The following is a 25,758-nucleotide window of genomic DNA, read 5'->3' on the forward strand; positions in this document are numbered from 1 at the left end:
CCGTCGAGCACCGGATACCGCGAACGTAACCCCGCCCCGCACATGGCTCCAGTCATGACGCGACGGCTGGGCAGTGTGCTGCCCGTCACCGGGCTAGGCTGAACACTGTGCGCAGCTACGATGCCGTCGACCTCGATCTCCTCGTCGCGCTCGCGAAGGACCCGCGCGGCACGATCGTCGCGCTGGCCGAGCGCCTGCGGCTCTCGCGCAACACGGTGCACGCGCGCATGGCCCACCTCGAGGAGGCCGGGGCGTTCCTCGACTTCGACCGGCGCATCAGCCCGGAGTTCCTGGGACACCCCCTGACCGCGTTCATCGAGGTCGAGGTCAAGCAGAAGGAGCTCGGCCGCATCGTGGCGACGCTCGCGGAGATCCCCGAGGTGCTCCAGGCGCACGGGCGCAGCGGTACCTCGGACCTGCGGGTCCTGGTCGCGTGCCGCACCACGGACCACCTGTTCCGCATCGACGCGGCGATCCTCGCGATCGACGGGGTCGAGCGCACCGAGACGTCGCTCTCGATGGGCGAGCTCATCCCGTACCGGGTGCGCCCCCTGATCGAGCGGGCACGCAAGAGCCTCTGACGCCGGCCGTCCGGCCCCGCCCGGCCCCGTCCGCGGGTGTCGGTGCGGATCAGGTGAAGGGCGTGCTCCGGGCCAGGTCGTCGGCAGCCCCGGCCGCCCCCGCAGGCCCGGCAGGCTCGTCGGGCACCCTGGACGCGGCTTGCTCGCTCGGCACCGTCACGGCCGCGATGGCCGTCGTGAGCGGGATCGCGAGCACGAGCCCGATCGACCCGACGAGCGTCCGCACGACCTCCTCCGCGATCTCCCCCGACGTGAGGCTCGTGCCGAGCGCCTGGTCGGACAGCCAGACGGCCATGAGCAGGGGCAGGGCCGCCCCGACGTAGGCGAACGCGATGGTGTAGACGGTCGAGGCGATGTGGTCCCGGCCGATGCGCATGGCCCGCGTGAAGAGCTCGCGCCGCGACGCCCAGGGCGCGAGGGCGCGCAGCTCCCACACGGTCGAGGCCTGGGTGATGGTCACGTCGTTGAGCACGCCCATGCCCGCGAGGACGATGCCGCAGACCGCGATGCCCTGCAGGTCGATCCCGGGGGCGTAGGCCGGGAGCCACAGCGCCTCCTCGGACGTGAGCCCGGTGATGTGCGAGGTGGAGGCACCCCACCACGCGAGCACCGCGGTGAGGACCAGGCCCACGAGGGTCCCGACCATCGCGGTCGAGGTCCGGACCGTGAACCCGTGCGCGACGTAGAGCACCACGAACATGACGGCCGACGACGTCACGAGCGCCACGTAGAGGACGTTCTGCCCGGCGAGGAGCGCGGGCAGCGTGAACTGGGCGATCGTCACGAGCGCGACCACGAGTCCGGCGAGCGCGGCCAGCCCGCGCAGCCTGGCGACCGCGAGCACGAGCGCCGCGTACGCGATCGCGAGCACGGCGATCGGTATCCCGCGCTCGAAGTCGAGGAACGCGTAGGGCGTGCTGCCGTCGCCCTCGGCCTGGGAGATGTAGAGCATCCGGAGGCGGTCGCCGACGTCGAAGCCGTGGTGGACGTACTCGGGCGGGGCCACGACCTCGGTCTCGGTGCCGTCGTCGAGGCGGACGGGCACGAGCCCGGTCTCGATCTCGGCCTCGCCCGTGACGACTCCGCGCACCACGTGGGTTCCCTGGGCCGTGAACGGGATCTGGTCGGGCAGGTCGGCGGCGCGGGGCCAGAGCGCGACGAGCCCGACGATCGTCAGGAGCAGGGCCGGCACGAGGATGGCCGCGAGGACGATCCTGACCCGCCGCGTGGCGGGCAGCGCCGGACCACTGCCGTGGGAGTGCCCGTGGGAGTGGTGGCTCATGACGCCCTTCGGATCAGCCGGTCGGGCGCGCGCCCAGGAACCCACCCACCCTAGAGAATGAGAACGGTTCTCGCCACGAGCGACGCGCCGGGCCGACCCGCTCCGCGCCGGCCGCTACGTCGCGTGACGCCCCACTGCGGCCCGGAACGACAGAGGCCCGGGTGACCGACGTCGTCGGTCACCCGGGCCTCTGCACGGGATGCGGGGCGCGGCCCCGCGGTGCGGCACGCCTCAGCGCGCCGCGAAGATCACTTGGTGACGGCCTTCTTCAGGAGGCTGCCGGCGCTGATCTTGACACCGAAGCCAGCGGGGATCTGGATCTCCTCGCCGGTGCGGGGGTTGCGGCCCGTGCGAGCGGCGCGCTCGACACGCTCGACGGAGAGGAGGCCGGTGACCTTGACGGCCTCGCCCTTGCCGAGCGACTCGACGAGGACTTCCTGGAACGCGTTGAGGGCGTTCTCGGCCTGAGCCTTGGTGAGGTCGGACTTTGCGGCGATGGCCGAGACGAGCTCAGACTTGTTGAGCGACATGCGGATCCCTTCATCGGTTCACGCCCCACGGTGGGCACCGCGAGACGTTGAGGTCTCAGTTTGCCAGCCCTGAGGCGGGACTTCGTGGACAACACTAAGGAATCTACGGGGTTCTGCGCGCGTTTCCGCGCCGAAACGGTTCCTCTGAGCGCAGAATCTTGTCCGATCCGCGCCGAATGTGACCTACTGGGCGCCTGCTGGGGGCCTGCTGCGCGCCTCCGAGCCGTCTCTCGGGCGTGCGACGAGCCGCCCACCCCGCAGGGTGGACGGCTCGTCGGGGGCGCCGGCTCGTCGGCCGAGCGAGCGCGCTTCAGCGACCGTCGCTCTTCGCCGCGCCTCCCGTGGCGCCCTTGCCGTAGCGCTGACGGAACTTCTCGACACGTCCGGCGGTGTCGACGACGCGCGCGGTGCCCGTGTAGAACGGGTGGCTCGCGCTCGAGATGTCGACGTCGACCACCGGGTAGGTGTTGCCGTCCGTCCACACGATCGTCTTGTCCGGGCGCCCCGGACCGGACGCCGTGCTCCCGGCGAGCGTGGACCGGGTCAGGAACGCGAAGTCGGCCGAGATGTCGCGGAACACGACCGGCCCGTACTCGGGGTGGATGTCCTTCTTCATGGGTGCTCCTCTACGTGTGGCGACTACCAGCTGGACTTGGTGACGCCCGGGAGCTCGCCGCGGTGCGCCATGTCGCGCAGCCTGATGCGGGAGAGCCCGAAGCGCCGGTTGTACGCGCGCGGACGACCGTCGACGACGTCGCGGTTGCGCAGGCGGGTCGCGCTCGCGTCGCGGGGCTGCTTGCGCAGCTCGGTCGAGGCGGCGTCCTTCTCGGCGTCCGAGGCGCTGGGCGACGCGATGATCTTCTTGAGCTCGGCGCGCCGCTCGGCGTACCGGGCGACGATCACCTCGCGCTGGGCGTTGCGTGCGATCTTGGACTTCTTGGCCATGCGGTTCCCCTTACCGTTCCTCTACCGTTCCTCGCGGAACGCGACGTGTCGTCGCGCCACCGGGTCGTACTTGAGCAGGGTCAGCCGGTCCGGGTCGTTGCGGCGGTTCTTGCGGGTCACGTAGGTGTACCCGGTCCCTGCGGTCGAACGCATCCTGACCACGGGGCGCAGCTCGGTGCGCGCTGCCATCAGACCTTCTCCCCTCGAGCGATGATTCCGGCGACGACCGCGTCGATCCCTCGACGGTCGATCGTCCTGATCCCCCGGGCGCTCACTCTCAGCCTGACATGCCGGCCCAGGGACGGCACCCAGTAGCGCTTGTGCTGGATGTTGGGGTCGAACCGACGCCCCGTGCGCACGTGCGAGTGCGAGATCGAGCGGCCGAACCCTGGCGAGGTGCCGAGCACCTGGCAGACGGCGGACATGACGGACTTCCCTTCGGTCGGTCGTGGAGACCCGACACTAGTTATTGAGAACCGTTCTCGTCAAGAGGTATGCTCCCGACTGATGAGAACCGTTCTCTGTAGAGGTGGAGCGTCCGCATGCCCGCAGATATTCCCGGGACCCCCCGCACGACCGGGACCGGCGTCCCGCTCAGCGTGCTCGCCACGATCGACCCCGTGCTGCGCGACACCGCGATCTTCGGCCTCGTGACCGACTCGCCGCGGTCGGTCGCGCTGCGCCACGACATCCACGCCGAGGACGGCACGCTGCGGCGCCTGGTCGTGGACGCGACAGGCGTCGTCGAGGACACGCTCGTCGACCTCGAGCACGCGTGCCTGTCGTGCGCGGTCCGCGAGGACGCGATCCCCACGCTCCACGAGCTCGCGCACGACGGCCGCTGGGACGAGGTCCTCCTCGCGCTGCCCGTGTCCGCCGAGCCCCTGCCCGTCGTGCGCGCCCTCGCCGCCGCCTCCCGCCCCGGCGGCGGGCTCGACGGGCTGCGGCTCGCCACGGTGCTCACGGTCGTCGACCTCGCCGCGGTCGAGACCGACCTCCTCGACGACGACCTCCTCGAGGAGCGCGGCCTCGCGCTCACCCCCACCGACCACCGCTCGGTCGGCGAGGTGCTCGCCGCGCAGGTCGAGCACGCCGACCTCGTCGTCACGACCGGCGCCCCCGGGCTGCCGGTCCCACCCGCCACGCCCGACGGCGCCACGCACCCGGGAGGGCACGCGGCGGTCCGGGCCGCGTGGGACCGGCGTCGCGCGAGCGCACGCACCGGGTCTGGTCTCGTGGACCGCCTGCGCGCGGACGCCTCGACGCGGGTCGACGGCCTCGAGAGGCTCTGCTTCGCCGACCTGTCCGCAGCCTCGCACGACGCGACCGTCGCCGAACGACGCGCGCACCCGCTCGGGGTGCGCGCCGTCGTCGGGCAGGACGACGGGACCGGGACCTGGACCCTGGAACTGGTCTCCGACCTGCCCTTCGACCCCGAGCGTCTCCTGCACCAGGTCCGCCGCCTGGGCACCGGGCGCCTGCGCAGCCGCGGCGTGTTCTGGGTGCCCAACCGGCCCGACTCGATGTGCGCGTGGGACGGCGCAGGCGGTCAGCTCAGCATCGGGGCGGTCGGGACGTGGGACGACACCGCGCCCCGCACGCGACTGGTCTTCACGGGCGCGGCCGACTCGGCCGACGACCGCACGGCCCTGGTCGCCGCGTTCGACGAGATCCTCGCGACGCGCGAGGAGGTCGCCGACGGCGGCCTGCGGTGGCTCGGCCGCGAGGACGTGCTCGCGCCGTGGCTCGGGGATCGAAGCGACGCCGTGTGACGGGTGGCGCGGGACACCGGGCACGGGAACGCCCCGGGGCTCGTGAAGAGTCCCGGGGCGTCCCTGTCGACGAGTGGTCGACGAGTGGTCGACCCGAGCGGCTAGCGGCAGCTCGTGGCCTCGAACGACCTCTCGGTCGTGGTCGTGACCTCCTCGCCGTCGACCGTGGCGGTCGCGGTGAACGTCACCGTCCCCGCCTCGATCGCCTCGCTGCGGGAGTTGAACTTCTGGCTCGCGCTCTTGCCCGGCTGGACGTTGGTGAAGGTCTTGGTGCCGTACGGCGTCGTGACCAGCACGTCGACCGGGAAGTCCTCCTCGTTGACCGCGCGCGCCGTGACCTGGGCGCGAGCGCCCGTGCACTGCGAGGTGGCCGTCGTGGTGACCTCGAGCTCGGGCTCCGGCTCGGGCTCGACCGGGTCGGCGCAGGACACCTTGGCGGAGCCCCAGTCGGCGTGGTCGTTGCCGTTGCCGTCACCACCGTCCCCGACGACCAGGTCCAGGTAGCGGACCCCCGTGACGGGCACGTTCAGGTCGACGGTCTTGCCGCCACCCCTGAGCACCTCGGTCTGGGCGAGCTGCGTGCCGTCGCCGAGGACCGTGAACTGCACGGAACCCTTGGTCGCCTGGACGTCGTCGACGCCGACGGTCGCCGTGAACGCCTCGCACTGCCCGGCGAGGAAGACCCGGACGGTCGACTTCGCGTGCGTACCCAGGCCCTTCTCGTGGACGACGCCGCGCAGCGTGAGCGGCTTGCCGTCCTTCTCGCCCTGCTCACCGTTGGACAGGTCGCGCTCGACCGGTCCCCACCCGTTGGTCGTCGAGACGAAGGGCAGGTCGCTGACCCAGTTCTCGCCGCCGTTCGGCGGGACGACGACCCACACCGACTGGCCGGCCTCGACCGACCGCTTCCCGACGGGCGCGGCCGTGGTCGTGTACGAGCCTCCCGAGGTGAGCGTGTAGGCGTCGGCCGTGATCTTGCCGTGCGGGGTGACCTGCCACGTCGTGGTCAGGACGCCGCCCGCGGGGAGCGTGGCCGCGCTCGAGGCGTCGGTCGCCTCGACCTCCCAGCCCTCGGGCACGTCGAGCGTCACGGCGACGTCCGCGACGGCCACGGGTTCGTGGATGGTCAGGCGCGTCGTGACGGTGCTCGCGACGTCGGGCTCGAACGCGACCGGTCCCGGGGAGACCGTGAGCGACGCGCAGGCCGGGGTGGCCTCGGCCGGGCCCAGGTCCACGACGCGGAAGTCGTCGAGGATCAGGTCGGACTGGTTGCCGCCCGCGGTGAGCTTGCGCAGCCCCACCCAGGTGTCGCCGCAGCCGCTCGCGACGACGTCCTCGGAGAACGTCGTGGTCGTGCGCTGCTGACCCAGCGGGGTCGCGTGCGTCTCGACCGACGCCGGGGCGCCGCTCGCGACCGAGTCGTAGCCCGTGACCCACTGGTACTCGCCGCCGTTGCCCGACTGGTAGTCGAAGCTCACGCGGTACTGACGCCCCGCCTCGAGCTTCACGGTGCTGGGCACGGTGCGGTAGACGAGACCCTTGTTCTCCTCGTGCGCCTTGAGCGACCAGTCGCCGGACAGCGCGTCGTCGACGAGCTTCCCGTTCCAGCCGGCCTGCGTGTACGGGGCGTTGCGCTTGGCGATGTGGGTGCGCGGGTCGGTCACGCCGCCCGCGTCGCCCTTGACGAACGGCCCCCAGCCCTGGGTCACGTTCTCGAAGTCGTCGAACGCGACGACCGTGCCCGTCTCGCCCTCGACGGCCGGGGCCTCCGAGCGCGTGGCGCTCACGACCCGCAGGTCGTCCACCCGCACGACGGCGTCGCCCGCTGCGGCGGAGACCGTCAGCGTCGGACGGGCCGGGCCCGCGACGTCGACGAGCACCTGGACGCGCTGGTAGTAGCGGTTGTTCTTCTCGTCGGCCGCGACGAGGTTCTTCGCGGTCGAGCGCTCGACGACGGTGCTCGCGGTCTGCGCGACGCCCTCGCCCGAGACGGACAGGGTGGTCGTGCGGGACTTCCCGGGCTGGACCTCGACCCACGCGCTCACGGCGTAGGTGCCCGTCGAGAGCTCGCCGAGCTGCTGGCTGAGCGACGACGCGCCCGCGCCGAGCGTCGCGACGCGCTGCCCGTTGGACAGTGTCTCGATGCCCGTGGTGCCGACCGTCTCGTACGCGTCGAGCGTCGCGGCGTTGAAGCCGGGGTCGACGATGCCGCTCGCGGTGCCCCACGCGACGTCGTCGGCCGAGGGCGTCGTGACGCCCTGCGGGTACAGGACGTACGGCTGGCCCGCGGTCGCCTCGACCGTGACCTCGCCGCCCGTGACCGGGACGTCCGCGACCTTCTCGCGGCCCGTCGTCGTGAGCTTGTACATCGTCAGGCTCGTGGCCCCGGAGAACTCGTCCGTGAGGGTCCACGTGGTCGAGCCGCCGGCCGGGTTGTAGTGGTAGAGCTTGCCGCCCTCGGTGGCCTCTCCCTCGAGCCCGGGGGCGTCGGACGCGTTCCACGGCAGGAGGTAGGTGCCGCCCGTGGCGACGACGGCGTCCCCGACGAGGATCTGCCGGTCGGCCGCGGTCTGGCCGCGCGCCGAGACGTCACCCGTGAAGTCGATCCGGTCGGTGCCCCAGCGCACGATCTCCTCGTGCTGCAGGAACTTGGTCGGGACGTTCGTCGTCCAGATGTTCTGGTAGAACGCGTTCCAGTCGGTCTGCCCGGTCCAGCCCTCGAACTCGACGAGGCGCGCGTTGCCGAGCAGCGGGTGCGGGTTCCAGGTGTCCTTCTCGGCGTTGTCGATGAAGCGCACGATCTGGGAGTTCAGGCCCTTGTTCGAGGCGCCGCCGTAGTTCTCGTCCGCGGACCAGTGGCTCCACAGCGAGCTCGCCTCGAACTTGTCGGACCACTCGGTCGCGATCTGGAGGTCGTTGGCGCGAGCCGCGTCCGCGAGGGCGCGGGCCTGCCAGCCGAAGTTGTAGTAGACGTCGACGTAGAGCAGGTCCAGGTTGCCCCGGGTCTCGTCGGCGAGCTGGCCGATGCGCGCGGCCAGGTCCCCGCTGTTCACGTCGCGGCGCTGGTCGATGTAGTACGACTGACCGAGCCAGTTCCAGCCCTTGGCGGACGGGTCGACGAGCTCGTCGGAGAACGCGTTCGCCTCGGCGTAGGCCTCGGTCGCGTTGATGTGGACGCCGAAGTCCGCGTTCCAGTCGCCGCCCTGCTCGAGCAGCGTGTTCATGTCCTCGAGGCCGCCCGCGCGCTCGTTGTAGTTGCCGCCGTAGTCGGGGTGCGCGGAGTCGTGCCCCTCGGACCCGTAGCCCTTGAGCAGCGCCATCTGGCCCAGGCCGTCGGTCGCGAGCGAGATGCGCTTGACGTCGTCGAGCGTGCGCAGGAACGGGTGCGTGGCCTGCGAGGCGAAGTTGAACGGGATGTGGGTCACGACGCGGTCGGCGACCTGGTCGGCGCCGAGCGCCTTGGGTGCGGTCGCACGGAACGCGATCGCGCCGTCCTGCCAGTCGACCGTGTCGTCACCGTTGGCGTCGGCCGTCACGACGACGGTCGCGTACGGCAGCTCCTCGGTGACGGGCGAGCCCTGGGCCCGGTAGGTCCACGCGCCGCTCCAGACGCCCACGCGCACGCCGCCGTCGGCCGCGCGCGCCTGGCGCTGCAGGCGGTTGCCGTCCGCGGCGGCCTTGCCGCCCGCCTCGTCGTAGACGCTGTTGGTCACGATCGTGGCCGACAGCGCGCTCGTGCTCACGATCGCGTACGCGGACCCGACCGGGTTCGCGTTGACGGGCGTCTGCCCCGTGACGGTGGTGAACGTGTCGCCGACCTTGCCGCGGTCCGGGCTGATGACGGCCGAGGCGACGACGGCCGACGGGTCGGCCGACGAGACGGAGAGCAGGTCGTGGCCCGGGACCTCGATGGTCCCGACGCGGAAGTCCTCGGTGTCGGTCACGCCCGTGACGCGGAACGTCACGGCGTTGCCGTCGACCTCGAGGCGCGTGTCGAGGCTGACGCCCGCGAGGTCGGGAAACGTCAGGTGGTAGTCGCGGCTCGTCTCACCGGGCTCGCCGGCCTCGACCGCGACCGTGCGGTCGGTGCCGTTGAGGCGCACCGTCGCGACGGTCGCGGTGCTGCCCGCGAGCGAGGCGCCCGTCGCGCGGTCGGTGTAGCTCAGGACCCGCGGGAAGTCGGCGGCGACCTGGACGTCGAGCTGGGGAGAGCGCAGCGTCGCCGCGCCCTCGACGCTCGCCGCCGCGACCTGCTCGGCCGTCAGGCCGAGGGCCGAGAGCTGGGTCGTGCTGCTCGCCGGGGCGTGGCTCGCCGCGGCCGCGGCAGGCAGTGCCGCGAACGGCACCACGACCGCGGTGGCGAGCGCCACGAGCCGGCGGGCGCGGCGCGAGCCGCCGCCCGGGAGGGAACCGGCCCGGGGGCCAGGGGAATGTCGAACCATGTGCTGTCTCCTTCGATAGCAGTTCATCGGCCGTCCCCCGACCGACGGGCGTCACAGCTCTTCGACGTACTCCTCGGGCTCGCCGAGGACGGCCTCGTCCGTCAGTTCGAGGTCGGAGCCGACCTCGTGCAGCTCGAGGACCGTGACGGTGTTGCTCCCCGCGCGCAGCAGCGGCGCGGGGACGTAGAGGGTGTGCTGCGGGCCGCGTTCCCAGTAGCGGCCGAGCAGCACGTCGTTGACCCAGACGAACCCCTTGGTCCAGCCAGGCAGCGTCAGGAACGTGTCGGCGGGCTCGTCGACGTCGAGCGTCGTCCGGGCGATCACGCCCTGCGGCCCGACGGCGTCACGGGGCACGCTCGGGGCGTCCGTGGCGTCCGGCTCACCCGCCGCCCACAGCCCGTCCACGGGCAGCAGGTCGAGCGGCAGGGACCGAGAGGTCCAGCCGTGCACGATGCGCCGCTCGACCAGGACGTCGCCGAGGATGCCCTTGTGCTCGCCGAGCCGGGGCCCGTAGTTGATGCGGCCGAGGTTCTCGACGAGGATCTCGAGCCGCACGGGCACCCCGCGACCGACGACCGTGAGCCCCAGGTGGGAGGTCTCGCGCTCCAGGACGCCGACCTCGTGGCCGTCGACGTAGACCGTCGCACGGTCGTGCAGCCCGAGGATCGAGAGCGTGCTGCTGCCGGGCGGGAGCGTCGGCGTGGCCGTGTGGAGCACGAGCCCGGCGTTCTGTCCGAGCTGCTCGAACGTGAGCGGCGACGAAGCGACCGTCGCGACTCCCGACGCCCGCAGGGCGGGCAGGAGCGGGCGGGTGCTCACCGGAGGCAGGGCCTGCGCCGGGAGCCGGGCGGGGTCCTGGATCCACCGGTCGTCCTGGGTGTCCCCGACCTCGCCGCGGTACTCGGTGAGCACCTTGCGCAGCGCGAAGAACTTGGGCGTCACGGTGCCGTCCTCGGCCACCGCTGCGTCGGAGTCGTAGCTCGTGACGGTCGGCTGGAGCCGTGTCCCGTCGTGGTTGGCCCCTGCGGTCAGCCCGAAGTTCGTGCCGCCGTGCGCCATGTAGAGGCTCACCGACCCGCCGAGGTCGAGGAGCTCGCGCACGTCGGACGCCGCGCTGTCGGCGCCGCGCACGTGGTGCGGGTCGCCCCAGTGGTCGAACCAGCCGTTCCAGAACTCGGCGCACACGAAGGGCTGCTCGCCGCGGCGGCCCGTGAGCTTGTCGAGCGCCTGGCCCGGGCGGCTGCCGAACGTGGCCGCGGCCAGCACGCCGGGGAGCGTGCCGCCGTCGAGCATGAGGTCGGTGGGTCCGTCTGCCGTGAAGAGGAGCTCGTCGATGCCCCGGGCAGCGAGCGCGTCGTGGACCCATGCCATGTAGGCGTGGTCGTCGCCGTAGCTGCCGTACTCGTTCTCGACCTGGACGGCCACGACGGGTCCGCCCCGGCGCGCCTGGAGCGCCGCGAGGCGCGGGACCAGCTCGTCGAACCACGCCGCGACCGCGGCGAGGTACGTGTCGTCGCTGCACCGCAGCCGCACACCGGGCAGCGCCGTGAGCCATGCGGGCAGGCCGCCGTTGTCCCACTCGGCGCAGATGTACGGGCCGGGGCGCACCACGACGTCGAGCCCCAGGTCGCCCGCGAGGCGCACGAACCGCTCGACGTCGCGCCACCCGGTGAAGTCGAACGTGCCGCGCTCGGCCTCGTGCCAGTTCCACGGGACGTAGGTGTCGACCGTGTTGAGGCCCATGGCGCGCAGGCGCAGGAGGCGGTCCTCCCACTGGTCGGGGTGCACGCGGAAGTAGTGGATCGAGCCGGAGAGCATGCGGTGCGGCGCACCGTCCCGCAGGAGGGTCGCGCCGTCCGCGCGCAGCGTGGGCGTGGTCGCGCCGTCGGCGCGCAGGGTCGGTCCGCCGACCGGGGACGCTGTCTGGTCGGCTGGGTGCTGCTGGTTCACTTGATGGCCCCCGCTGCGAGTCCGGAGCGCCAGAAGCGCTGGAGGGAGAGGAACGCGACGATGAGCGGGACGACCGCCACGAACGCGCCGATGATGACCATGTGCCGCTCGATCTGGCCGGCCTGGACCAGGGCGTTCCAGCTCACCAGCCCGACCGTGACGGGCCGCAGGTTCTCGGAGATGAGGACCTGCGAGGGGAGCAGGAAGTTGTTCCAGATCTCGACGAACTGGAAGAGGAAGATCGTGACGAGCGCGGGGGCCATCATCTTGAGGCTGACCCCGAAGAAGATGCGGCCCTCGTTCGCGCCGTCGAGGCGCGCGGCCTCGATGACCTCGTCGGGCACCGAGCTCGCGGCGAAGATGCGCCCCAGGTAGACGCCGAACGGGCTCACGATGCTGGGCAGGAGCACCGCGAGGTAGGTGTTGACGATGCCCGTCGCGGAGAACATGAGGAACAGCGGCAGCGTGAACAGGACCTTGGGGATGAGGACCGCGCCGAGGACCACGCCGAACAGCACGCCCTTGCCGCGGAACTCGTACTTCGCCAGGGCGTAGCCGGTCGAGACCGCGATGAGCGTCCCGAGGCCTGCGCCGACGATCGAGTAGAGCGCCGAGTTCGCCATCCAGACGGCGAAGATGCCGTCCTTGTAGGCGAACAGGTCGCCGATGTTGCCGAACAGGTCGAAGTTGGAGAACCACAGGGGGCTGCCGGCGAACGTGTACCCGGCGTCCTTGGTGGCCGCGACGAACAGCCACCACAGGGGGAACAGGAAGTACACGGCGGTGAGCGCGAGGACCGCGGTGACCGCGATGCGGCTCGTGGCCGTGGTCTCGATCGAGTCGCCGCGCAGACCCGTGCTGCCCTGGCTCCCCTTCGCGTCGGTGCGCTTGCGGCGCAGGCGGTTGCCCGCGGTCTTCTCGGCCCGGGCGGGTGCGGTGCTCGTGGTCACGAGGACCTCCTGGACGTCAGACGGAAGAAGAGGACGGACAGCACGGCCACACCGACCGCGAGCAGCACCGACTGGGCTGCGGCGTACGGGTAGTTGGCCGACTGGAGCGAGGCCTGCGCGGCCATGATCGGCGTGTAGCTCGCGTCGATCGCCCCGGTGCTCTGCTTGAGCACGAACGGCTCGTTGTAGAGCTGCGCGGAGCCGATGATCGAGAAGATCGTGGTGAGGAGGATCGCGGGCCGCACGAGCGGGATCTTGATGCTCCACGCGGTGCGCCACGGTGAGGCGCCGTCGAGCTTGGCGGCCTCGAGCACCTCGCCCGGGACCCCTTGGAGCGCGGCGTAGATGATGATCATGTTGTAGCCGGTCCAGCCCCACGTCACGACGTTCGCGACGGCCCACAGGGCGAAGTCCTGGCTCAGGAAGTTGACGTCGATCCCGACCAGCCCGAGGAGCTGGTTGAACGGGTTGTTCGTGGGCGAGTAGAGGAACGACCACATGAGCGCCGAGACCACGGTCGGCACGGCGTAGGGCGCGAAGCTCGAGAGGCGGAAGAAGCCCTTGGCCCGCGCCGAGGCCGAGTCGATGAGGAGCGCGATCCCGAGCGCGAGGCCCAGCATGACGGGCACCTGCACGACGCCGAACAGGAGCACGCGGCCGATCGAGGTGATGAACGTCGAGTCGCCCAGCGCGTACGCGTAGTTGAACAGGGGGTCGAAGATCTCCTGCGTGCCGCCCAGCCCGAGCGCGTCGCGCTGGATGCGGAACATGCTCTTGTAGATCGCGAACAGGATGGGCGCGACGTACATCCCGACGAACAGCACCACGAACGGGCCGACGAACCAGATCGCGTACCGGCTGGTCCGGCTGCGAGGTCGCTGGGGCGGCGTGGTCGCCGCGCGCTTCGTCTCGACCGGCGGCGGTGCCGCCGACGTCAGGCTCGTGGTCATGGTGGGTTCCTCAGGGGGATGCGTCGTGGTGCCCGACGACGTCACGCGCCCAGGTGCACCGGTGCTCGCAGGTGCGTGGCGTCGTCGGGCCTTGTGCTGCTCGTGCGCGGTGGGACCCGCGCGGGTGGTGCTGTCAGGTCACTCGTTGACGGCGATGCCCTGCTGCTTGAGCTCGGAGACCGTGGCCTCGCGGGCGCCCGTGAGCGCGGTCGCGACGGTCGCGCCGCTCTCCTTGGCGTAGGCCTGCTTCATGCCCGTGGCGAGCGTGCCCACGAGGGTCGAGACGCCGGGGCCCCAGGCCCAGTCCTCGTTGACCTGGCCGGACGCGGTCTTGAACACGTCGCCGATGACCTGGCCGCCGAAGTACTCGTCGCCCGTGGCGAGGAGCTCGGACTCGAGGCCCGCGACCGAGGCCGGGTACACGCCGCCGCCCTTGACGAGCTCGTCGACCGACGCGGGGTCGGTGCTGATCCAGTTGGCGACGGTCCAGGCCGCCTCCGGGTCGTCGCAGCCCTTGAGGACCGCGGAGAGGCTGCCGCCGACGTTGCCGGTCTTGGCGTCGCCCGCCTCCCACTGCGGGAGCTCGGCCACGGCCCAGTCGCCGGACGAGGCCGCGGCGGAGTCCTTGAGGATGCCCGCGAACCAGGCGGCGCCCACGATCGTGGCGATCGAACCGTCGCCGAGGCCTGCGGCCCAGTCGTCGCTCCAGATGCCCGCGCCGACCACGTCGGCGTCGATGAGGCCCTGCCAGTAGCTCGCGACCTCGAGGTTGGCCGGGGAGTCGGGCGTGATGGACCAGGCGCCGTCCTTGATCTCGTACCAGGGGGCGCCGGCCTGCCAGGCGAAGCCCGAGTAGTCGTAGTCCTCGTACGTGCCGGTCAGCTTGATGCCGGCGGCCTTGAGCGTCTCGCCCGCGGCCTGGTACTCGGCCCACGTGGTGGGGACGGCGATGCCGTTCGCCTCGAACACGGTCTTGTTGTAGAAGAGCACCATGGGGCCCTGGTCCTGCGGGGCGCCGTAGGTCTTGCCGCCCACGTTGACGCCTGCCCAGCCCGCGGGGGCGTAGAGGTCCTTGTCCTTGTCGGCGAACTCGGTGACGTCCACGACGTTGCCCTCGGCGACGAAGCTGGGGAGCGTCTCGAAGCCGACCTGGGCGATGCACGGGGCGTTGCCCGCGGTGATCGAGTTGCGGATCTTGTCGTAGCCGCCCTTGTTGCCGGGCTCGATCTGCGTGTACTTGATCTTGATGTCGTCGTGCGTGTCGTTGAAGATCTTTGCCGACTCGTCGTAGCCCGCGGCCCAGGTCCAGACCTCGATCTCCTTGACCTCGCCGTCGCCGCCTGCCGAGCCACCGGACGTCGTGTCCGACGAGCAGGCGGTCAGGCCGCCCGCAGCGAGGGTGAGGATCGACGCGACCCCGACTGCCTTGACGATCGATGACTTCATGACTCTCCTTCTGACCACACTGTGCTGAGGATGGAGCGGCGACGGCGCCGCGGTCTGCGTGGAGCACACTCTGGCACACGTTGATATGGATCACAACCCGCTCACCACGGCGCGCCACGAGTTGCGCAAACCCGTCACTTTCGGCTGCATGTTCTGGCTGTTATGGTCAACACTGGTAACAGAAGGGTGACGACGATGTGAGCCCGACAGGCTCGCGTTGTTGGCGTCCACTACGCTGCGGGGCACACCCGCGGCCCGCACACCGAGGTGCCCGACGCTCCATGCCGGCCCCTCACCGCCCGAAGGAGAGCACGTGGAACGACCGTCACCGCCCGCACGGACGGAGCCGGCACAGGGGAAGACCACGGCCGTTCCCGCCCGGGGCCGCGGCCCCGCGATGGCCGACGTCGCCCGCGTCGCCGGCGTCTCCGCCCAGACCGTCTCCCGCGTCCTGTCGGGGCACCCCAACGTCAACGAGACCACCCGCAGCCGGGTGCGCGCCGCCGTCGAGCAGACCGGGTACCGCCGCAACAGCCTCGCGCGCGCGCTCGTGACGGGACGCAGCAAGACCATCGGCGTCATCACGCACGAGACCGACTTCTACTCGGGCAGCGCCATGATGCTCGGCATGCAGCGCGCGGCCCGTGACGGCGGCTACTTCGTGAGCACCGCGAGCACTGCCTCGCTCTCCCCCGCCTCGATCGCGCAGGCCGTCGACCGCCTCCTCGACCAGGGCGTCGACGGGCTCGTCATCGCCGTCCCCGTGCGCGACGACGAGTCGCTCGGCGACCTCATCCACGGCACCCCGACCGTCGTCGTGGACGGCATGCAGTCCTCGGCGACCGAGGTCGTCGCGGTCGACCAGGTCGCCGCGGGACGCGTCGCGACCGAGCACCTCCTGGCGCTGGGCCACGAGACCGTGTGGCACCTCGCCGGCCCCGCCTCGTGGAACGACGCCAACGGCCGCACGGCCGGGTGGCAGGCCGCGCTGCACGACGCCGGACGCACCGAGCCCCCCGTGCTGTACGGCGACTGGAGCCCCGAGTCCGGCTACCGCAACGGCCTGGTCCTGGGCCGCCTGCCCGAGGTCACCGCGGTGTTCGTCGCGAGCGACGAGATGGCGTTCGGGCTGATCCGGGGACTCACCGAGAGGGGGCGACGCGTCCCCGAGGACGTGTCGGTCGTGGGCATGGACGACATCGCCCTCGCCGAGTACTGCTCACCGCCGCTCACCACGGTCCGCCAGCCGTTCCACCTGACCGGCCGCCTCGCGGTCGAGCACGTGATCGCGCTCATCGCGGACCCGACGACCGTGCACGAGCCCGAGGTCGTGCTGCCCGAGCTCGCGGTGCGCCTCAGCACGGCGCCGCCGCGCTGAGCGTCCACGCGGCGGCAAGCCCCCGGCCGACCGAGCGCACACCTCAGCCTCACCGCGTGAGGTGGAGGTTGCTACTGGTCGCGGCACGCATGCTCTCCCCTACCCTGTCTCGCCGTCGTCTTCACCTTCTTTGTCATGTGCAATGTCGTCGCCATCGTCCGCACCCCCGGTCGGCAGCACGGCAGCGTCGATCTGCGCCAGCCACGCGTTGAGCTCTGCGACCGCCTCGTCGAGCCCGATGTCGATCCGCGCATCGGCCGCAGCGCGTTCGAAGTCGGTCGGCCAGTGCGGGTGGGCGACCACGACGCATGGCCACGTACGCTCAGCTCGACCAAGAGCCTGGGCGTCGCGCGCACGTGCGTCGAAGACGTCCATGACGGCTGCACGAACGCCAGCCAGGTTCTCACCGATATCGGCGAGGTCGCGAAGCAGCAGCAGGTCGACGAGGTCGCGCGCCCGGTCGTTGGTCGCATTCGGCGGGTCGTGGGGATCGGTGCAGGCGTGAATCTTCTGCGCGACCTGATAGCGCATCGCGATGCCCACCATCACAGCGGGGCCCGGCAGCCCGAGGCCTGCCAGCGTAGGCGGTGCGAACGGTTCAGGCGCGGCTCCAGCGCCACCTTCATCTGGCGCGATCTCGACCTGGACCCTTCGCCACGTCTTGCCTCTGAGCTCGACGACGACGTCGAAGCGGCGCGGCTTGATGACGCGAGTAGGGATCTGGATGACCTCGACGGCGTCTCGCCGTAGCGTCAGCGGGCCCCAGGGTTCGGTGAGCTCGTCATCGAGCTTGGCGAGGAAGTCGTCGATGTCACCGCGGATGAGCCCGTCCACGTCCTTGGTCGCACGCGTGGGCGCACTGGGGAGCCGGTGTTGCAGCAGGGTCCCACCCTTAAGCAGGAAGTGCGGCTGACCGGTGGTGTCGAGGGCTCGCTGCAGTGCAGCGATGACAACCGTAGACGCAACGAGCCATGCCAAGCGTCCGCCCCGGCTGCCCAAGCGTCTCTCGGCCTGCTGGAGCCAAGAGTTGAGCATGGCGACCGACGCCGGCTCCTTGGTCTTTTCGGGCAGGTCGGCCAGACCAAGGGGCACATCAGCGTTCGGGTGTGTCACGGTTCGTCAGCTTCCTCTGCAGGTCGGCGCTCTCGCTCGCGGTGATGCGCCCGGTCTCACGAGCCGTAGTGAGGGCCTGGCGGAGAAGATAGGTCGGGGTGCCGGTCTCGATGCACTGGACGACCGCAGTCGCGGGTTTCACTGTCGGGATCTGTTCGAACCACCCGATATGGCGGGGATCGAGGTCTTGGTGGTGGACCTCGATCCCGTCGGCGCCAGCACGTCGGATGCGGTGGCGCCGGGGAACCGTGACGTGGATCCGGTCAGGGTTGACGTCGCCGAGCCCGTAGAGAGCCAGGGCGGTCTCGTGGGACAGAGCGGCCTCGTCGACACCGGTCCACAGCACTGCCAGGTGCAGATCGTCGTACTCACTCACGGGGACGACATTCACGCGATAGACGCCGTGAGCGACCTTCTCCAGGTAGCCGCGCGCGACGAGCTGCTTGAGTGCGTGCGGACTGTGCCCTTCGCGCAGCGCGTCGGCCCGGCGGATGAACCCGTGACGGTCGAAGGCCTCTTCGAGCAGGCGATCGCGGGTGGATGGCATGTCAAAAGGGTACCGCTAGTGGCACCCTTTTGACACAGCCTGGCGCCGAGAGGTCTTGGTCAGGGATCAGAGAAAGAGCGCCGCGGACCGACCCCGGACGCGCCGGAGGCGGCCCGTCGCGTGAGCGCCCCCCTGCAGGGCTCACACCACGGGCCGCCTCCGACCCTCACACTCGTCACGACCCCCATCGACGACCGAGCGTTCACCTGAGCAGAGGAGGGTGGCGCTCGTTTGATACAGGCGGCCGACGTGACCCCTGTCACATTCTGACATCGGGTGTCACCGAGCGCAGCAGGACGGCCCGCCCCGAGCGCCGCAGCACCCCGTACGGGCCGTCCCCGGTCGGCCGCGCTCAGCCCAGCAGCGCCTGCCCCAGGAACTCGCCCTCGGCACAGCCCGGAGGCACCGCGAACACCGCCGACCCGATCGGCGTCGTCCACTCGTTGAGCAGGTCCACCTCGTCGAGCCGTCGCTGGACCGGCACGAACTGCCGGTCCACGTCCGCCTGGAACGTCACGAACACCAGGCCCGAGCTGCTGAGCGCACCCGGGTCGGCCACGACGTCGGGCGCGTCGTCGTAGCTGTACGCGCGGCGCAGGAAGCGCTCGGCAGGGTCGTCCGTCCGGGCCCGTCGGACGTGCGCGGCCGGCCCGATCACGGTCAGCCCGCGCGGCCCGACCGCGTCGAGGTCCGGCTCGTCGTGCTCCGTGGCGCCCGTGAGCGGTGCGCCGTCCGCGAGGCGGCGTCCCATGACCGCCTCGCGCGTGGAGCGGTCGACCTCGTCCCACGTGTCGAGCTCCATGCGGATGCGCCGCACGACCATCGACGTGCCGCCCGCGAGCCACCCGTCCGCGCCGTCCGACCACACGAGCGGGGCGTCCGCGACGGGGTCCACGTTCCGCGTCCCGTCGATCTGCCCCATGAGGTTGCGCATGGTCCGCCCCGGGGCCTCGCTCCCGACCGACCGCCGGAAACCCTTCTGCAGCCACCGCAACGACGCGAGGTCGCGCGCCTCGCGGAGCAGCATCCGGACCGCGTGCGAGACCGTCACCTCGTCGTCGGCGCAGACCTGGAGCACCAGGTCACCGTCGTTCCAGCGATCCTCGAGCCGGTCCACGCCGAACGCGGGCAGAGGCCGGAGCCAGGACGGTCGCCGGTCGTCCAGCCCTGCGGCGGTGAAGACCGCGGGCCCGTAGCCGACCGTGACCGTGAGGCGTGCGGGCACCTCGGCGAGCTCGGGCTCGGTGTCGGTCAGACCGGGACGCCCCTGCGTGAGGCGCGCGACGTCGTCGGTCCAGATCCGCATGAGCCGCACCAGCGCGTCCCGGTCGGTGCCCGGGGCGAGGTTCAGCGCGACGAGCGTCAGGTACGCCTGGGGAGGCGTCTCGACGCCCGCCTGCCGCAGGCCGTGGAAGGGCACGCGCAGGTCGCCGTGCCGCGAGACCTCCTCCGTGCCCGACGGCGCCGCTCCCCGCGCGGGGGCCGTCGCCCTCCCGGCCCACGCACCTCCCGCACCGGCGACGGCGACCGCCCCGGCGGCGGCCCCGCCGACCAGGAACGCGCGGCGCGAGACCCTGGCGCGGGTGGTCGGGACGGTCCGGGTGTCCGGGCCCGCCTCGGGCCAGGGGTCGACGTCAGCCATCGTGGCTCATGTCGTGGCCCTCGTCGTAGTCCTCCTTGGCCCCCGCGAACGTGCGGGCCGGGGCCGTGACGACGAGCGTCGAACCGTCGCTCAGCTCGAGCGTGACGTCGTACTCGGCCCCGGCCTGGACCGGCGCGGACAGCTCCATGAGCATGAGGTGGTCGCCGCCGGGCTCGAGCGCGTGCTCGCCGCCCGCGGGGATGGTCAGACCACCCTCCTTCTGGCGCATGACCATGGCGCCCGAGTCGTCGGTCGCCATCTCGTGGAGCTCGACGGGAGACAGGTCGGACGCGGCGCCGACGACCGTGACGTCCTGGTCGCCGTCGTTGCGCAGGACGGCGAAGGCCGCCGTCATGCCGGACTCGGCCGCCTTGATCCAGGGGTCCGTCGCGGTCAGGTGGTCGGCCGCGGTGCTCGACGAGGTGCCGGACGGCGCGCTCGACGAGCCGGAGCCGGCAGGGGTGCCGGAGCAGCCCGTGGCCACGAGGAGGGCGAGCGTGACGGTCGCGCCGAGCAGGGTCGAGCGACGGGTGGTGGTGCGTGCAGACATCATGGGTCCTTCGGTTCGTGACCCGGCGTCGGGGCGCGCGGGGGCGGTCCGCGCCGCGGGAGCCCTTGGCCCAGGGCAGGGCCAGGGGCGCCGCGGGGTCGCGGGAACGCCCGGGCGACGACGTCGCCGGGAAGGGGTGGGGAGGGGTCAGTCCTGCTGGCGGCGGCGACGGACGATCAGCAGGGCGACGACCACGGCCGCGGCCGCGAGCACCCCGATCCCGACGAGCAACGGCATGATCGAACGAGCCTCGTCGTCGGGCGCGTCGGTCTCCTCGGGCCCTGCCGACGTGGTCGCCTCGGTCGTGTCCTCGGTGGCCGACGGCGTCACGACGGCAGGCTCGTCGGTCGCCGTGGTCGGGGCAGGCTCAGGGGCTGCCGCGACCGCGAACGCGAACGTGCCCTCGATGGGGTGACCGTCCGAGGAGACGACGCGCCACGCGACCGTGTACGTGTCGCCGGTCAGCTCGGCAGGCCAGGGGAACGTCACGGACGTGCCCTCGATCGTGGGGCTGCCCTGCGCGACGACGGTGCCGGCCGTGTCTGTCACCACGACCTGCGGCTCGACCGCGAGCGGCTCGGTGTTGAACGTCATGGTCAACGCGGCGGGCGCGGCGTCGAGCTGCGCGCCGTCCACCGGGTCGGAGCTGATGATGCGGTCGTGCGCCTGCGCCGGGGCGGCCCCGCCGACGCCGAGCAGCACGGTCGCTGCCAGCGTCGCGAGGGCCGCGAGCACCGCGACCAGGAGCCGGGCCGGGCCGGTGAGGGCAGCGGGGCGCGCGAGGGCGACGGCTCGCCCGCGACGGTCGGCCACGGTGGACAGCGCGGACGGGTGGGAGTGGTGGGGCTGGCCGGTCTGGAAAGGCTGGTCTGTCGGGAAAGGCTGGTCTGTCTGGAAAGGCATGGAAGACGCTCTCGATGAGGCGCGGCACGAGCACGCGCAGGGGGTACCCGGGGGGACAGCCGGCCTCGTCGATGGTCAGCGCGCGAGCGCGGACAGGGTCAGGAAGGAAGGGCGACGGGCCGGGCGAGCAGCGGTGGTCCGCGGGTCGTCGGGGTCCGTAGGTGGACCGTCGCCGTGCGGGGCGACGCGGCGACCGGAGCGAAGGGCCGGTGCGCGACCGGCAGCGCGGGCAGGAGGTCCGCGAGCGCCGGTCGGGGCGCGAGCCACGTCAGCAGCAGACCGAGCGCGCGCTCGCCGTGCGCGACGACCAGGGCCACGACCAGTGTCGCGGCCACGTGCGCCAGGACCATCCACGCTCCCGCGGGGGTCACGTGCGGGAGGTGCGCGACGCCGTCGGGCACGGGGGTGCTCGCCGTGCAGGCCGCGAGCGTGCCCGCCACCGCGTGACCCGCGTGACCCGCCGGGTTGCCGCCGCCCGGCCCGCACGACGCGGGTGCGGAGAAGCCCAGGCCGTGGTGCAGCGCGACCTGGCCCGTGCCGAGGACCGCGACCAGCCGGCCGAACGTGAGGCGGAAGCGGGCCACGAACGTCGCGCCTGCCATCGTGAAGGAGGCCAGGGCGAGCAGGATCAGCGGGTGCGGGAGCGTGCCGCCGCCGACGCGGTGCGCGAGCGCCGCGAGGGCCAGCACCAGGGTCGCGACGAGACCGGCGCGCGCGACGCGCAACGGACCGGCGACCTGGGTGAGCACGGGGACCACCCTAGCGGGACATGACGCGGCGTCGGATCCGGGGTGCGCAGGGTGCCCGGCCTCCCGACGCCCCTCCCGCCCGGCACCCCGCTGAGAGGATGGACGCATGACCACACGCAACAGCATCGCCATCACGAACGGCTACGTCGTCCCCGTCGCGTCCGCACCCCTGGAGAACGCGACCGTCCTCGTCGAGGACGGCGTCATCACGGCCGTCGGCCAGGACGTCGTCGTCCCGGACGGGGTCCGCACGGTCGACGCCGGGGGCCGCTGGGTCCTGCCCGGCTTCGTCGAGTCCCACGGCCACATGGGCGTCATGGAGGAGGCCGAGGGCTGGGCCGGCAACGACACCAACGAGATGACCGACCCCAACGGCGCTGCGCTGCGCGCGCTGGACGCCATCAACATCGAGGACGAGGGCTTCCGGGACGCGCTCGTGGGAGGCGTGACGTCGGCCGTCATCAAGCCCGGCTCGGGCAACCCGATCGGCGGGCAGACCGTCGCGATCAAGACCTGGGGCGGTCGGACCGTCGACGAGCAGGTCATCCGCGAGGCCGTGTCCGTGAAGTCGGCGCTGGGCGAGAACCCCAAGCGCGTCTACGGCGACCAGAAGAAGCTCCCGTCCACGCGCCTGGGCGTCGCGAACGTGATTCGCAAGGCGTTCGTCGACGCGCAGAGCTACGTCGCCAAGCGCGACGCGGCCGAGGCCAAGGGCGAGCCGTTCGACCGCGACCTCGCCAAGGAGACCCTGGGCCGCGTGCTCGCGGGCGAGCTCTACTGGGACCAGCACACGCACCGCGCCGACGACATCGCGACCGCGCTGCGCCTCGCGGACGAGTTCGGCTACAAGCTCGTCATCAACCACGGGACCGACGGCGCCGCGGTCGCCGACGTCCTGGCCGAGCGCGACGTGCCGGTCATCTTCGGCCCCCTGATCACGTCGCGGTCCAAGATCGAGCTCCGCAACCGCGACATCGCCAACCTCGGGGCGCTCGCCCGCGCCGGGGTGCGCGTCGCGATCACGACGGACCACCCCGTGGTGCCCGTCAACTTCCTGGTGCACCAGGCGTCGCTCGCCGTGAAGGAGGGCCTGGACCGCGACGTCGCGATCCAGGCGCTCACGACGAACCCCGCGGCCTTCCTGGGGCTCGACGACCGCATCGGGTCGCTGCGCCCCGGGCTCGACGGCGACGTCGTGATCTGGTCGGGCGACCCGCTGGAGGTGACCTCGCGCGCCGAGAACGTGTTCGTGACCGGCACCGAGGTCTACTCGTGGGACCGTGCGGCGGCCGGTGGTCGCGGCGCTGGCACCGTCGTGGAGCGCGGGGAGCGTTTCACGGACTGACCCGCGCGGACGAGGCGGAACCCTCTGCGAAAGGTCGGACCTGCTGAGCACCACGTCGCGCAGCAGGTCCTGCCTCGCGCCTCGCGAGGGTCTCGCTTCGTCCCGCACGTCAGTGGTGGAAGCCCGGGTGCTGTCCCTCCACCGGCATGGGGCTCGACAGTGCGTCGAGGTACGCGACCTCGGCGCGCAGGTCGTCGATCAGGCTGTGCGCGAGGTCCATGCTCAGCCCGTTGCGCACCACGATGCGCTGGACCGTCAGGGCGTCGAGGTCCGCGGGCATCGGGTACGCGGGGACCAGCCAGCCCTTGAGCCGCAACCTGTCGGACAGGTGGTAGAGGTTCCAGTTCTCCCCGTGCCCCTGCGCGAGGCTCCACGCGAAGACGGGGATGTCGCTCCCGTCGTTCCACAGGTCGAACTGCGGCATCTTCGCGATCTCGCCCGAGAGGTAGAGCGCGACGTCCTGCGAGGCCTGCTGCACCTTGCGGTAGCCGTCGAACCCGAGCCGCAGGAACAGGTAGTACTGGAGCAGCACCTGTGCCCCGGGGCGCGAGAAGTTGAGGGCGAACGTGGGCATGTCGCCACCCAGGTAGCTGACCCGGAACACCAGGTCCTCGGGCAGCGACGCGACGTCCCGCCACACGACCCACCCGAGCCCGGGGTAGACGAGCCCGTACTTGTGACCCGAGGTGTTGATCGACACGACCCGCGGGACCCGGAAGTCCCACTCGAGGCCGGGCTGGACGAACGGGGCGATCATGGCCCCCGACGCCCCGTCCACGTGGATGGGGACGTCCAGCCCTGTCGAGGCCTGGATACGGTCGAGCGCCGCGGCGATCTCCGCGACCGGCTCGTACATCCCGGTGTACGTGACCCCGAGGATCGCGACCACGCCGATCGTGTTCTCGTCCACGTACTTCTCGAGATCGTGCCCGTCGAGCACCTTGTGCTCGAGCGAGATGGGGACGTAGCGCGCCTCGACGTCCCAGTAGTTGCAGAACTTCTCCCAGCACACCTGCACCGCGCTCGACAGGACCAGGTTGGGCCGGTCCGCCGGCTTCCCGGCCGCTCGGCGCGCGTGCTGCCAGCGTCGCTTGAGCGCGAGTCCGCCGAGCATCGCGGCCTCGGACGAACCGATGGTCGACGTCCCGATCGTGTCCTGCGGGTCCGGGGCGTTCCACAGGCCACCCAGCATCTTCCAGCAGCGTGTCTCGATCGCGGCCGTCGCCGGGTACTCGTCCTTGTCGATCATGTTCTTGTCGGCCGTCTCCTCGTACAGCCGCTGCGCGTACGGGTCCATCCACGTCCCGACGAACGTCGCGAGGTTGAGGCGCGCGTTGCCGTCGAGCATTGCCTCGTCGTGGACGATCTGGTACGCGGTCTCCGGGAGGGACTCCCCCGCCGGGAGGACGTTGCGGGGCAGCTCTGTCGCCTCCCCCGGTCGGGCGAAGAGCGGGTTGAGCGCGACGACGTCACGCTCCTCGGACTCGGCACCGCGGTTGGATCCGGACATGTTGGGTCCTCCGACAGGGTGGGGCGGACCGGTCGGCCCGCCCACCGGGTGGTCCGACGCGGTCGTGCCGCCGTCCCCAGCCCGCTGCGTCCACGGTAGGTCGACAGTCCGTCGAGCGCCTGGGGAGCCCGGGACTACCTCGCCGTACGGCCCGCTGACGCGCAGGCGATGCACCGGCGGGCCGTCGGGCGCACGGCCAGACGCGCCTGCCCGACCGGACCGCCGCACGTCTCGCACGTCTCGTACGTCCCGGCGTCGAGCCGGGCGAGCGCCGCCTCCGCCTCGGCGGACTGCTGCTCGGCGAGTCGCAGCAGCGCCCCGACCTGCGCCCGCTCGAACGCGATCGTCGCACCGTCGGGGTCGTGCTCGTCGTCGGCGTTCGAGTCCTTGGACGCCTCGACGATCCCGGCCACGTCGCGACGCAGCGCCTCACGCCGCACCTCGGTCTCGTCGCGCAGGGCGAGCAGCCGCGCCCGCACGACGGCGTCACGCGCCTCACGCTCACGAGGTGCGGCGGGCGCGACGGTCGTCTCCCCGGGGGTGCCGGTGTCGGCGTCGGTCATCGTCAGGTCCAACGCGGGAGGGCTGCCCACGCTTCCCGCGACGTTCCTGCCGGCGGTGCCGGCAGCGTTCCTGGCGGCTGCCCACCGTGCTGCCGATCCGGCGCCGTCCTGACGGTCGTCCTGGCGGTCGTCCGCCGCGCGCCCTGTCGGTCCCCCGTGCGACGATCGACGCGTGCCCGTCGCCGAGTCCTCCGTGGTCGTCCTCGTGGACCCCGCGAGCGTCTGCGGAGGGTCTGCGCGCACGTGTTCCTCGTCCGCACCGGGCCGTGACGTCGGACACCCCGCCCCGGCCGCGGGCGGGGCCCCACGGCACGACGGCTTCGTGTGCCGTCCCCTGCGGCTCGCGCCCGGTGCCGAGCGTGTCGGCTCGTGGCTCCTGGGGCGCGACGTCCGCCGTCGGATCGACGGTTTGGCGCGCGGTTGTGCGGCCCTCGAAGTCGTCGCAGGGGCTCGCGGTCAGGCGGGGCCGCCGTCCACGAACCCTGGCCGTGGGCCCTCCGGACGAGCCGCGCCCGCCCCTGACGACGCCCCGGACACCCACTGAACACGCAGGTCACGGACGAGGTCACGGTCCGGCAACGCGTATGACAGGAATCGGTCCGGGATGGAA

23 protein-coding genes are annotated in these 25,758 nt (G+C 71.9%); 4 read left to right on the plus strand and 19 right to left on the minus strand.

All coding sequences use genetic code 11. From position 1 onward, the window contains the following. The first annotated feature begins 107 nt into the window (after positions 1–107). Complete coding sequence (locus IE95_RS0104120; protein ID WP_030150361.1) at positions 108–581, plus strand: Lrp/AsnC family transcriptional regulator; 474 nt, start codon at positions 108–110, stop codon at positions 579–581. A 49-nt stretch (positions 582–630) separates the two neighbouring features. On the opposite strand, the gene IE95_RS0104125 is transcribed toward IE95_RS0104120, so the two are convergent. From IE95_RS0104125 to rpmB, 6 genes are all read right to left on the minus strand, one after another. Beyond that, entirely contained in the window at positions 631–1,863 is a 1,233-nt protein-coding gene (locus IE95_RS0104125; RefSeq protein ID WP_051702703.1) for a YibE/F family protein, read from the minus strand. 248 nt (positions 1,864–2,111) lie between these two features. Then, the gene (locus IE95_RS0104130; RefSeq protein ID WP_030150363.1) at positions 2,112–2,393 is read right to left on the minus strand and encodes an HU family DNA-binding protein; all 282 of its coding nucleotides are present in this window, start codon (positions 2,391–2,393) and stop codon (positions 2,112–2,114) included. A 310-nt stretch (positions 2,394–2,703) separates the two neighbouring features. Further along, positions 2,704–3,009 carry a type B 50S ribosomal protein L31 gene (locus IE95_RS0104135; RefSeq protein WP_036570838.1) on the minus strand — a complete coding sequence of 102 codons (306 nt, stop codon included), beginning with the start codon at positions 3,007–3,009 and terminating at the stop codon, positions 2,704–2,706. Positions 3,010–3,032: 23 nt separating this feature from the next. Further along, positions 3,033–3,338: a 30S ribosomal protein S14 gene (gene rpsN / locus IE95_RS0104140; RefSeq protein WP_030150365.1), complete on the minus strand. Its 306-nt coding sequence runs from the start codon at positions 3,336–3,338 to the stop codon at positions 3,033–3,035. Between the two features lie 21 nt (positions 3,339–3,359). Beyond that, positions 3,360–3,527, minus strand: coding sequence for a 50S ribosomal protein L33 (rpmG, locus tag IE95_RS0104145; protein WP_030150366.1), 168 nt, complete (start codon positions 3,525–3,527; stop codon positions 3,360–3,362). Further along, on the minus strand, positions 3,527–3,763 hold the full coding sequence (gene rpmB / locus IE95_RS0104150) for a 50S ribosomal protein L28 (protein WP_030150367.1): 237 nt from the start codon (positions 3,761–3,763) through the stop codon (positions 3,527–3,529). The genes rpmG and rpmB overlap by 1 nt, the downstream gene beginning before the upstream one ends. Before the next feature lie 117 nt (positions 3,764–3,880). Between rpmB and IE95_RS0104155 the strand changes: the two genes are divergently transcribed. Then, the gene (locus IE95_RS0104155; protein WP_051702704.1) at positions 3,881–5,110 is read left to right on the plus strand and encodes a CobW family GTP-binding protein; all 1,230 of its coding nucleotides are present in this window, start codon (positions 3,881–3,883) and stop codon (positions 5,108–5,110) included. Between the two features lie 101 nt (positions 5,111–5,211). Here the strand turns inward: IE95_RS0104155 and IE95_RS0104160 are convergent, their stop codons facing one another. The 5 genes from IE95_RS0104160 to IE95_RS0104180 form a co-directional block, all read right to left on the minus strand. Further along, complete coding sequence (locus IE95_RS0104160) at positions 5,212–9,552, minus strand: endo-alpha-N-acetylgalactosaminidase family protein (protein ID WP_084689790.1); 4,341 nt, start codon at positions 9,550–9,552, stop codon at positions 5,212–5,214. A gap of 51 nt (positions 9,553–9,603) precedes the next feature. Beyond that, entirely contained in the window at positions 9,604–11,502 is a 1,899-nt protein-coding gene (locus IE95_RS0104165) for a glycoside hydrolase family 35 protein (protein WP_240666321.1), read from the minus strand. Beyond that, positions 11,499–12,452: a carbohydrate ABC transporter permease gene (locus IE95_RS0104170; protein WP_240666320.1), complete on the minus strand. Its 954-nt coding sequence runs from the start codon at positions 12,450–12,452 to the stop codon at positions 11,499–11,501. The genes IE95_RS0104165 and IE95_RS0104170 overlap by 4 nt, the downstream gene beginning before the upstream one ends. Then, positions 12,449–13,402: a carbohydrate ABC transporter permease gene (locus tag IE95_RS0104175; protein WP_051702705.1), complete on the minus strand. Its 954-nt coding sequence runs from the start codon at positions 13,400–13,402 to the stop codon at positions 12,449–12,451. The genes IE95_RS0104170 and IE95_RS0104175 overlap by 4 nt, the downstream gene beginning before the upstream one ends. A gap of 138 nt (positions 13,403–13,540) precedes the next feature. Beyond that, complete coding sequence (locus tag IE95_RS0104180) at positions 13,541–14,848, minus strand: ABC transporter substrate-binding protein (RefSeq protein ID WP_030150373.1); 1,308 nt, start codon at positions 14,846–14,848, stop codon at positions 13,541–13,543. 313 nt (positions 14,849–15,161) lie between these two features. Between IE95_RS0104180 and IE95_RS0104185 the strand changes: the two genes are divergently transcribed. Continuing rightward, complete coding sequence (locus tag IE95_RS0104185; protein WP_240666318.1) at positions 15,162–16,226, plus strand: LacI family DNA-binding transcriptional regulator; 1,065 nt, start codon at positions 15,162–15,164, stop codon at positions 16,224–16,226. Between the two features lie 99 nt (positions 16,227–16,325). Here IE95_RS0104185 and IE95_RS0104190 read toward each other — a convergent pair whose 3' ends face one another. The 6 genes from IE95_RS0104190 to IE95_RS0104215 all read right to left on the minus strand — a co-directional run bounded on the left by IE95_RS0104190 (position 16,326) and on the right by IE95_RS0104215 (position 21,730). Then, positions 16,326–17,339, minus strand: a complete 1,014-nt coding sequence (locus IE95_RS0104190) for a nucleotidyl transferase AbiEii/AbiGii toxin family protein (RefSeq protein ID WP_129429554.1) — start codon at positions 17,337–17,339, stop codon at positions 16,326–16,328. Next, positions 17,320–17,886: a type IV toxin-antitoxin system AbiEi family antitoxin domain-containing protein gene (locus IE95_RS0104195; protein ID WP_030150376.1), complete on the minus strand. Its 567-nt coding sequence runs from the start codon at positions 17,884–17,886 to the stop codon at positions 17,320–17,322. The genes IE95_RS0104190 and IE95_RS0104195 overlap by 20 nt, the downstream gene beginning before the upstream one ends. 352 nt (positions 17,887–18,238) lie before the next feature. After that, the gene (locus IE95_RS0104200; RefSeq protein ID WP_084689791.1) at positions 18,239–19,528 is read right to left on the minus strand and encodes a Dyp-type peroxidase; all 1,290 of its coding nucleotides are present in this window, start codon (positions 19,526–19,528) and stop codon (positions 18,239–18,241) included. Then, positions 19,521–20,078: a copper chaperone PCu(A)C gene (locus IE95_RS0104205; RefSeq protein WP_030150378.1), complete on the minus strand. Its 558-nt coding sequence runs from the start codon at positions 20,076–20,078 to the stop codon at positions 19,521–19,523. Before IE95_RS0104205 ends, IE95_RS0104200 begins: the two co-directional genes overlap by 8 nt. A 147-nt stretch (positions 20,079–20,225) precedes the next feature. Continuing rightward, complete coding sequence (locus tag IE95_RS0104210; protein WP_129429555.1) at positions 20,226–20,981, minus strand: copper resistance CopC family protein; 756 nt, start codon at positions 20,979–20,981, stop codon at positions 20,226–20,228. 98 nt (positions 20,982–21,079) lie between these two features. Then, positions 21,080–21,730, minus strand: coding sequence for a hypothetical protein (locus IE95_RS0104215; protein WP_036570997.1), 651 nt, complete (start codon positions 21,728–21,730; stop codon positions 21,080–21,082). Positions 21,731–21,836: 106 nt separating this feature from the next. Between IE95_RS0104215 and IE95_RS0104220 the strand changes: the two genes are divergently transcribed. Beyond that, positions 21,837–23,075: an amidohydrolase gene (locus tag IE95_RS0104220; protein WP_030150381.1), complete on the plus strand. Its 1,239-nt coding sequence runs from the start codon at positions 21,837–21,839 to the stop codon at positions 23,073–23,075. Positions 23,076–23,184: 109 nt separating this feature from the next. Here the strand turns inward: IE95_RS0104220 and gad are convergent, their stop codons facing one another. Both gad and IE95_RS0104230 read right to left on the minus strand, forming a co-directional pair. Further along, on the minus strand, positions 23,185–24,585 hold the full coding sequence (gene gad, locus IE95_RS0104225) for a glutamate decarboxylase (protein ID WP_030150382.1): 1,401 nt from the start codon (positions 24,583–24,585) through the stop codon (positions 23,185–23,187). Positions 24,586–24,719: 134 nt separating this feature from the next. Beyond that, positions 24,720–25,148, minus strand: coding sequence for a TraR/DksA family transcriptional regulator (locus IE95_RS0104230; RefSeq protein ID WP_084689823.1), 429 nt, complete (start codon positions 25,146–25,148; stop codon positions 24,720–24,722). Positions 25,149–25,758 lie beyond the last annotated feature (610 nt).

The sequence above is a fragment of the Oerskovia turbata genome, assembly GCF_000718325.1.
Taxonomy (GTDB): Bacteria; Actinomycetota; Actinomycetes; order Actinomycetales; family Cellulomonadaceae; genus Oerskovia; species Oerskovia turbata.

Bases quoted from the DNA above. Each gene is read 5' to 3' on its own strand.
- IE95_RS0104160 (WP_084689790.1), bottom strand. From the start codon at position 9,552: ATGGTTCGACATTCCCCTGGCCCCCGGGCCGGTTCCCTCCCGGGCGGC.
- IE95_RS0104210 (WP_129429555.1), bottom strand. From the start codon at position 20,981: ATGCCTTTCCAGACAGACCAGCCTTTCCCGACAGACCAGCCTTTCCAG.
- IE95_RS0104135 (WP_036570838.1), bottom strand. From the start codon at position 3,009: ATGAAGAAGGACATCCACCCCGAGTACGGGCCGGTCGTGTTCCGCGAC.
- IE95_RS0104155 (WP_051702704.1), top strand. From the start codon at position 3,881: ATGCCCGCAGATATTCCCGGGACCCCCCGCACGACCGGGACCGGCGTC.
- rpmG (WP_030150366.1), bottom strand. From the start codon at position 3,527: ATGGCAGCGCGCACCGAGCTGCGCCCCGTGGTCAGGATGCGTTCGACC.
- IE95_RS0104220 (WP_030150381.1), top strand. From the start codon at position 21,837: ATGACCACACGCAACAGCATCGCCATCACGAACGGCTACGTCGTCCCC.
- IE95_RS0104130 (WP_030150363.1), bottom strand. From the start codon at position 2,393: ATGTCGCTCAACAAGTCTGAGCTCGTCTCGGCCATCGCCGCAAAGTCC.
- IE95_RS0104195 (WP_030150376.1), bottom strand. From the start codon at position 17,886: ATGCCATCCACCCGCGATCGCCTGCTCGAAGAGGCCTTCGACCGTCAC.
- IE95_RS0104205 (WP_030150378.1), bottom strand. From the start codon at position 20,078: ATGTCTGCACGCACCACCACCCGTCGCTCGACCCTGCTCGGCGCGACC.
- IE95_RS0104180 (WP_030150373.1), bottom strand. From the start codon at position 14,848: ATGAAGTCATCGATCGTCAAGGCAGTCGGGGTCGCGTCGATCCTCACC.
- rpsN (WP_030150365.1), bottom strand. From the start codon at position 3,338: ATGGCCAAGAAGTCCAAGATCGCACGCAACGCCCAGCGCGAGGTGATC.
- IE95_RS0104125 (WP_051702703.1), bottom strand. From the start codon at position 1,863: ATGAGCCACCACTCCCACGGGCACTCCCACGGCAGTGGTCCGGCGCTG.
- rpmB (WP_030150367.1), bottom strand. From the start codon at position 3,763: ATGTCCGCCGTCTGCCAGGTGCTCGGCACCTCGCCAGGGTTCGGCCGC.
- IE95_RS0104200 (WP_084689791.1), bottom strand. From the start codon at position 19,528: ATGGCTGACGTCGACCCCTGGCCCGAGGCGGGCCCGGACACCCGGACC.
- IE95_RS0104230 (WP_084689823.1), bottom strand. From the start codon at position 25,148: ATGACCGACGCCGACACCGGCACCCCCGGGGAGACGACCGTCGCGCCC.
- gad (WP_030150382.1), bottom strand. From the start codon at position 24,585: ATGTCCGGATCCAACCGCGGTGCCGAGTCCGAGGAGCGTGACGTCGTC.
- IE95_RS0104175 (WP_051702705.1), bottom strand. From the start codon at position 13,402: ATGACCACGAGCCTGACGTCGGCGGCACCGCCGCCGGTCGAGACGAAG.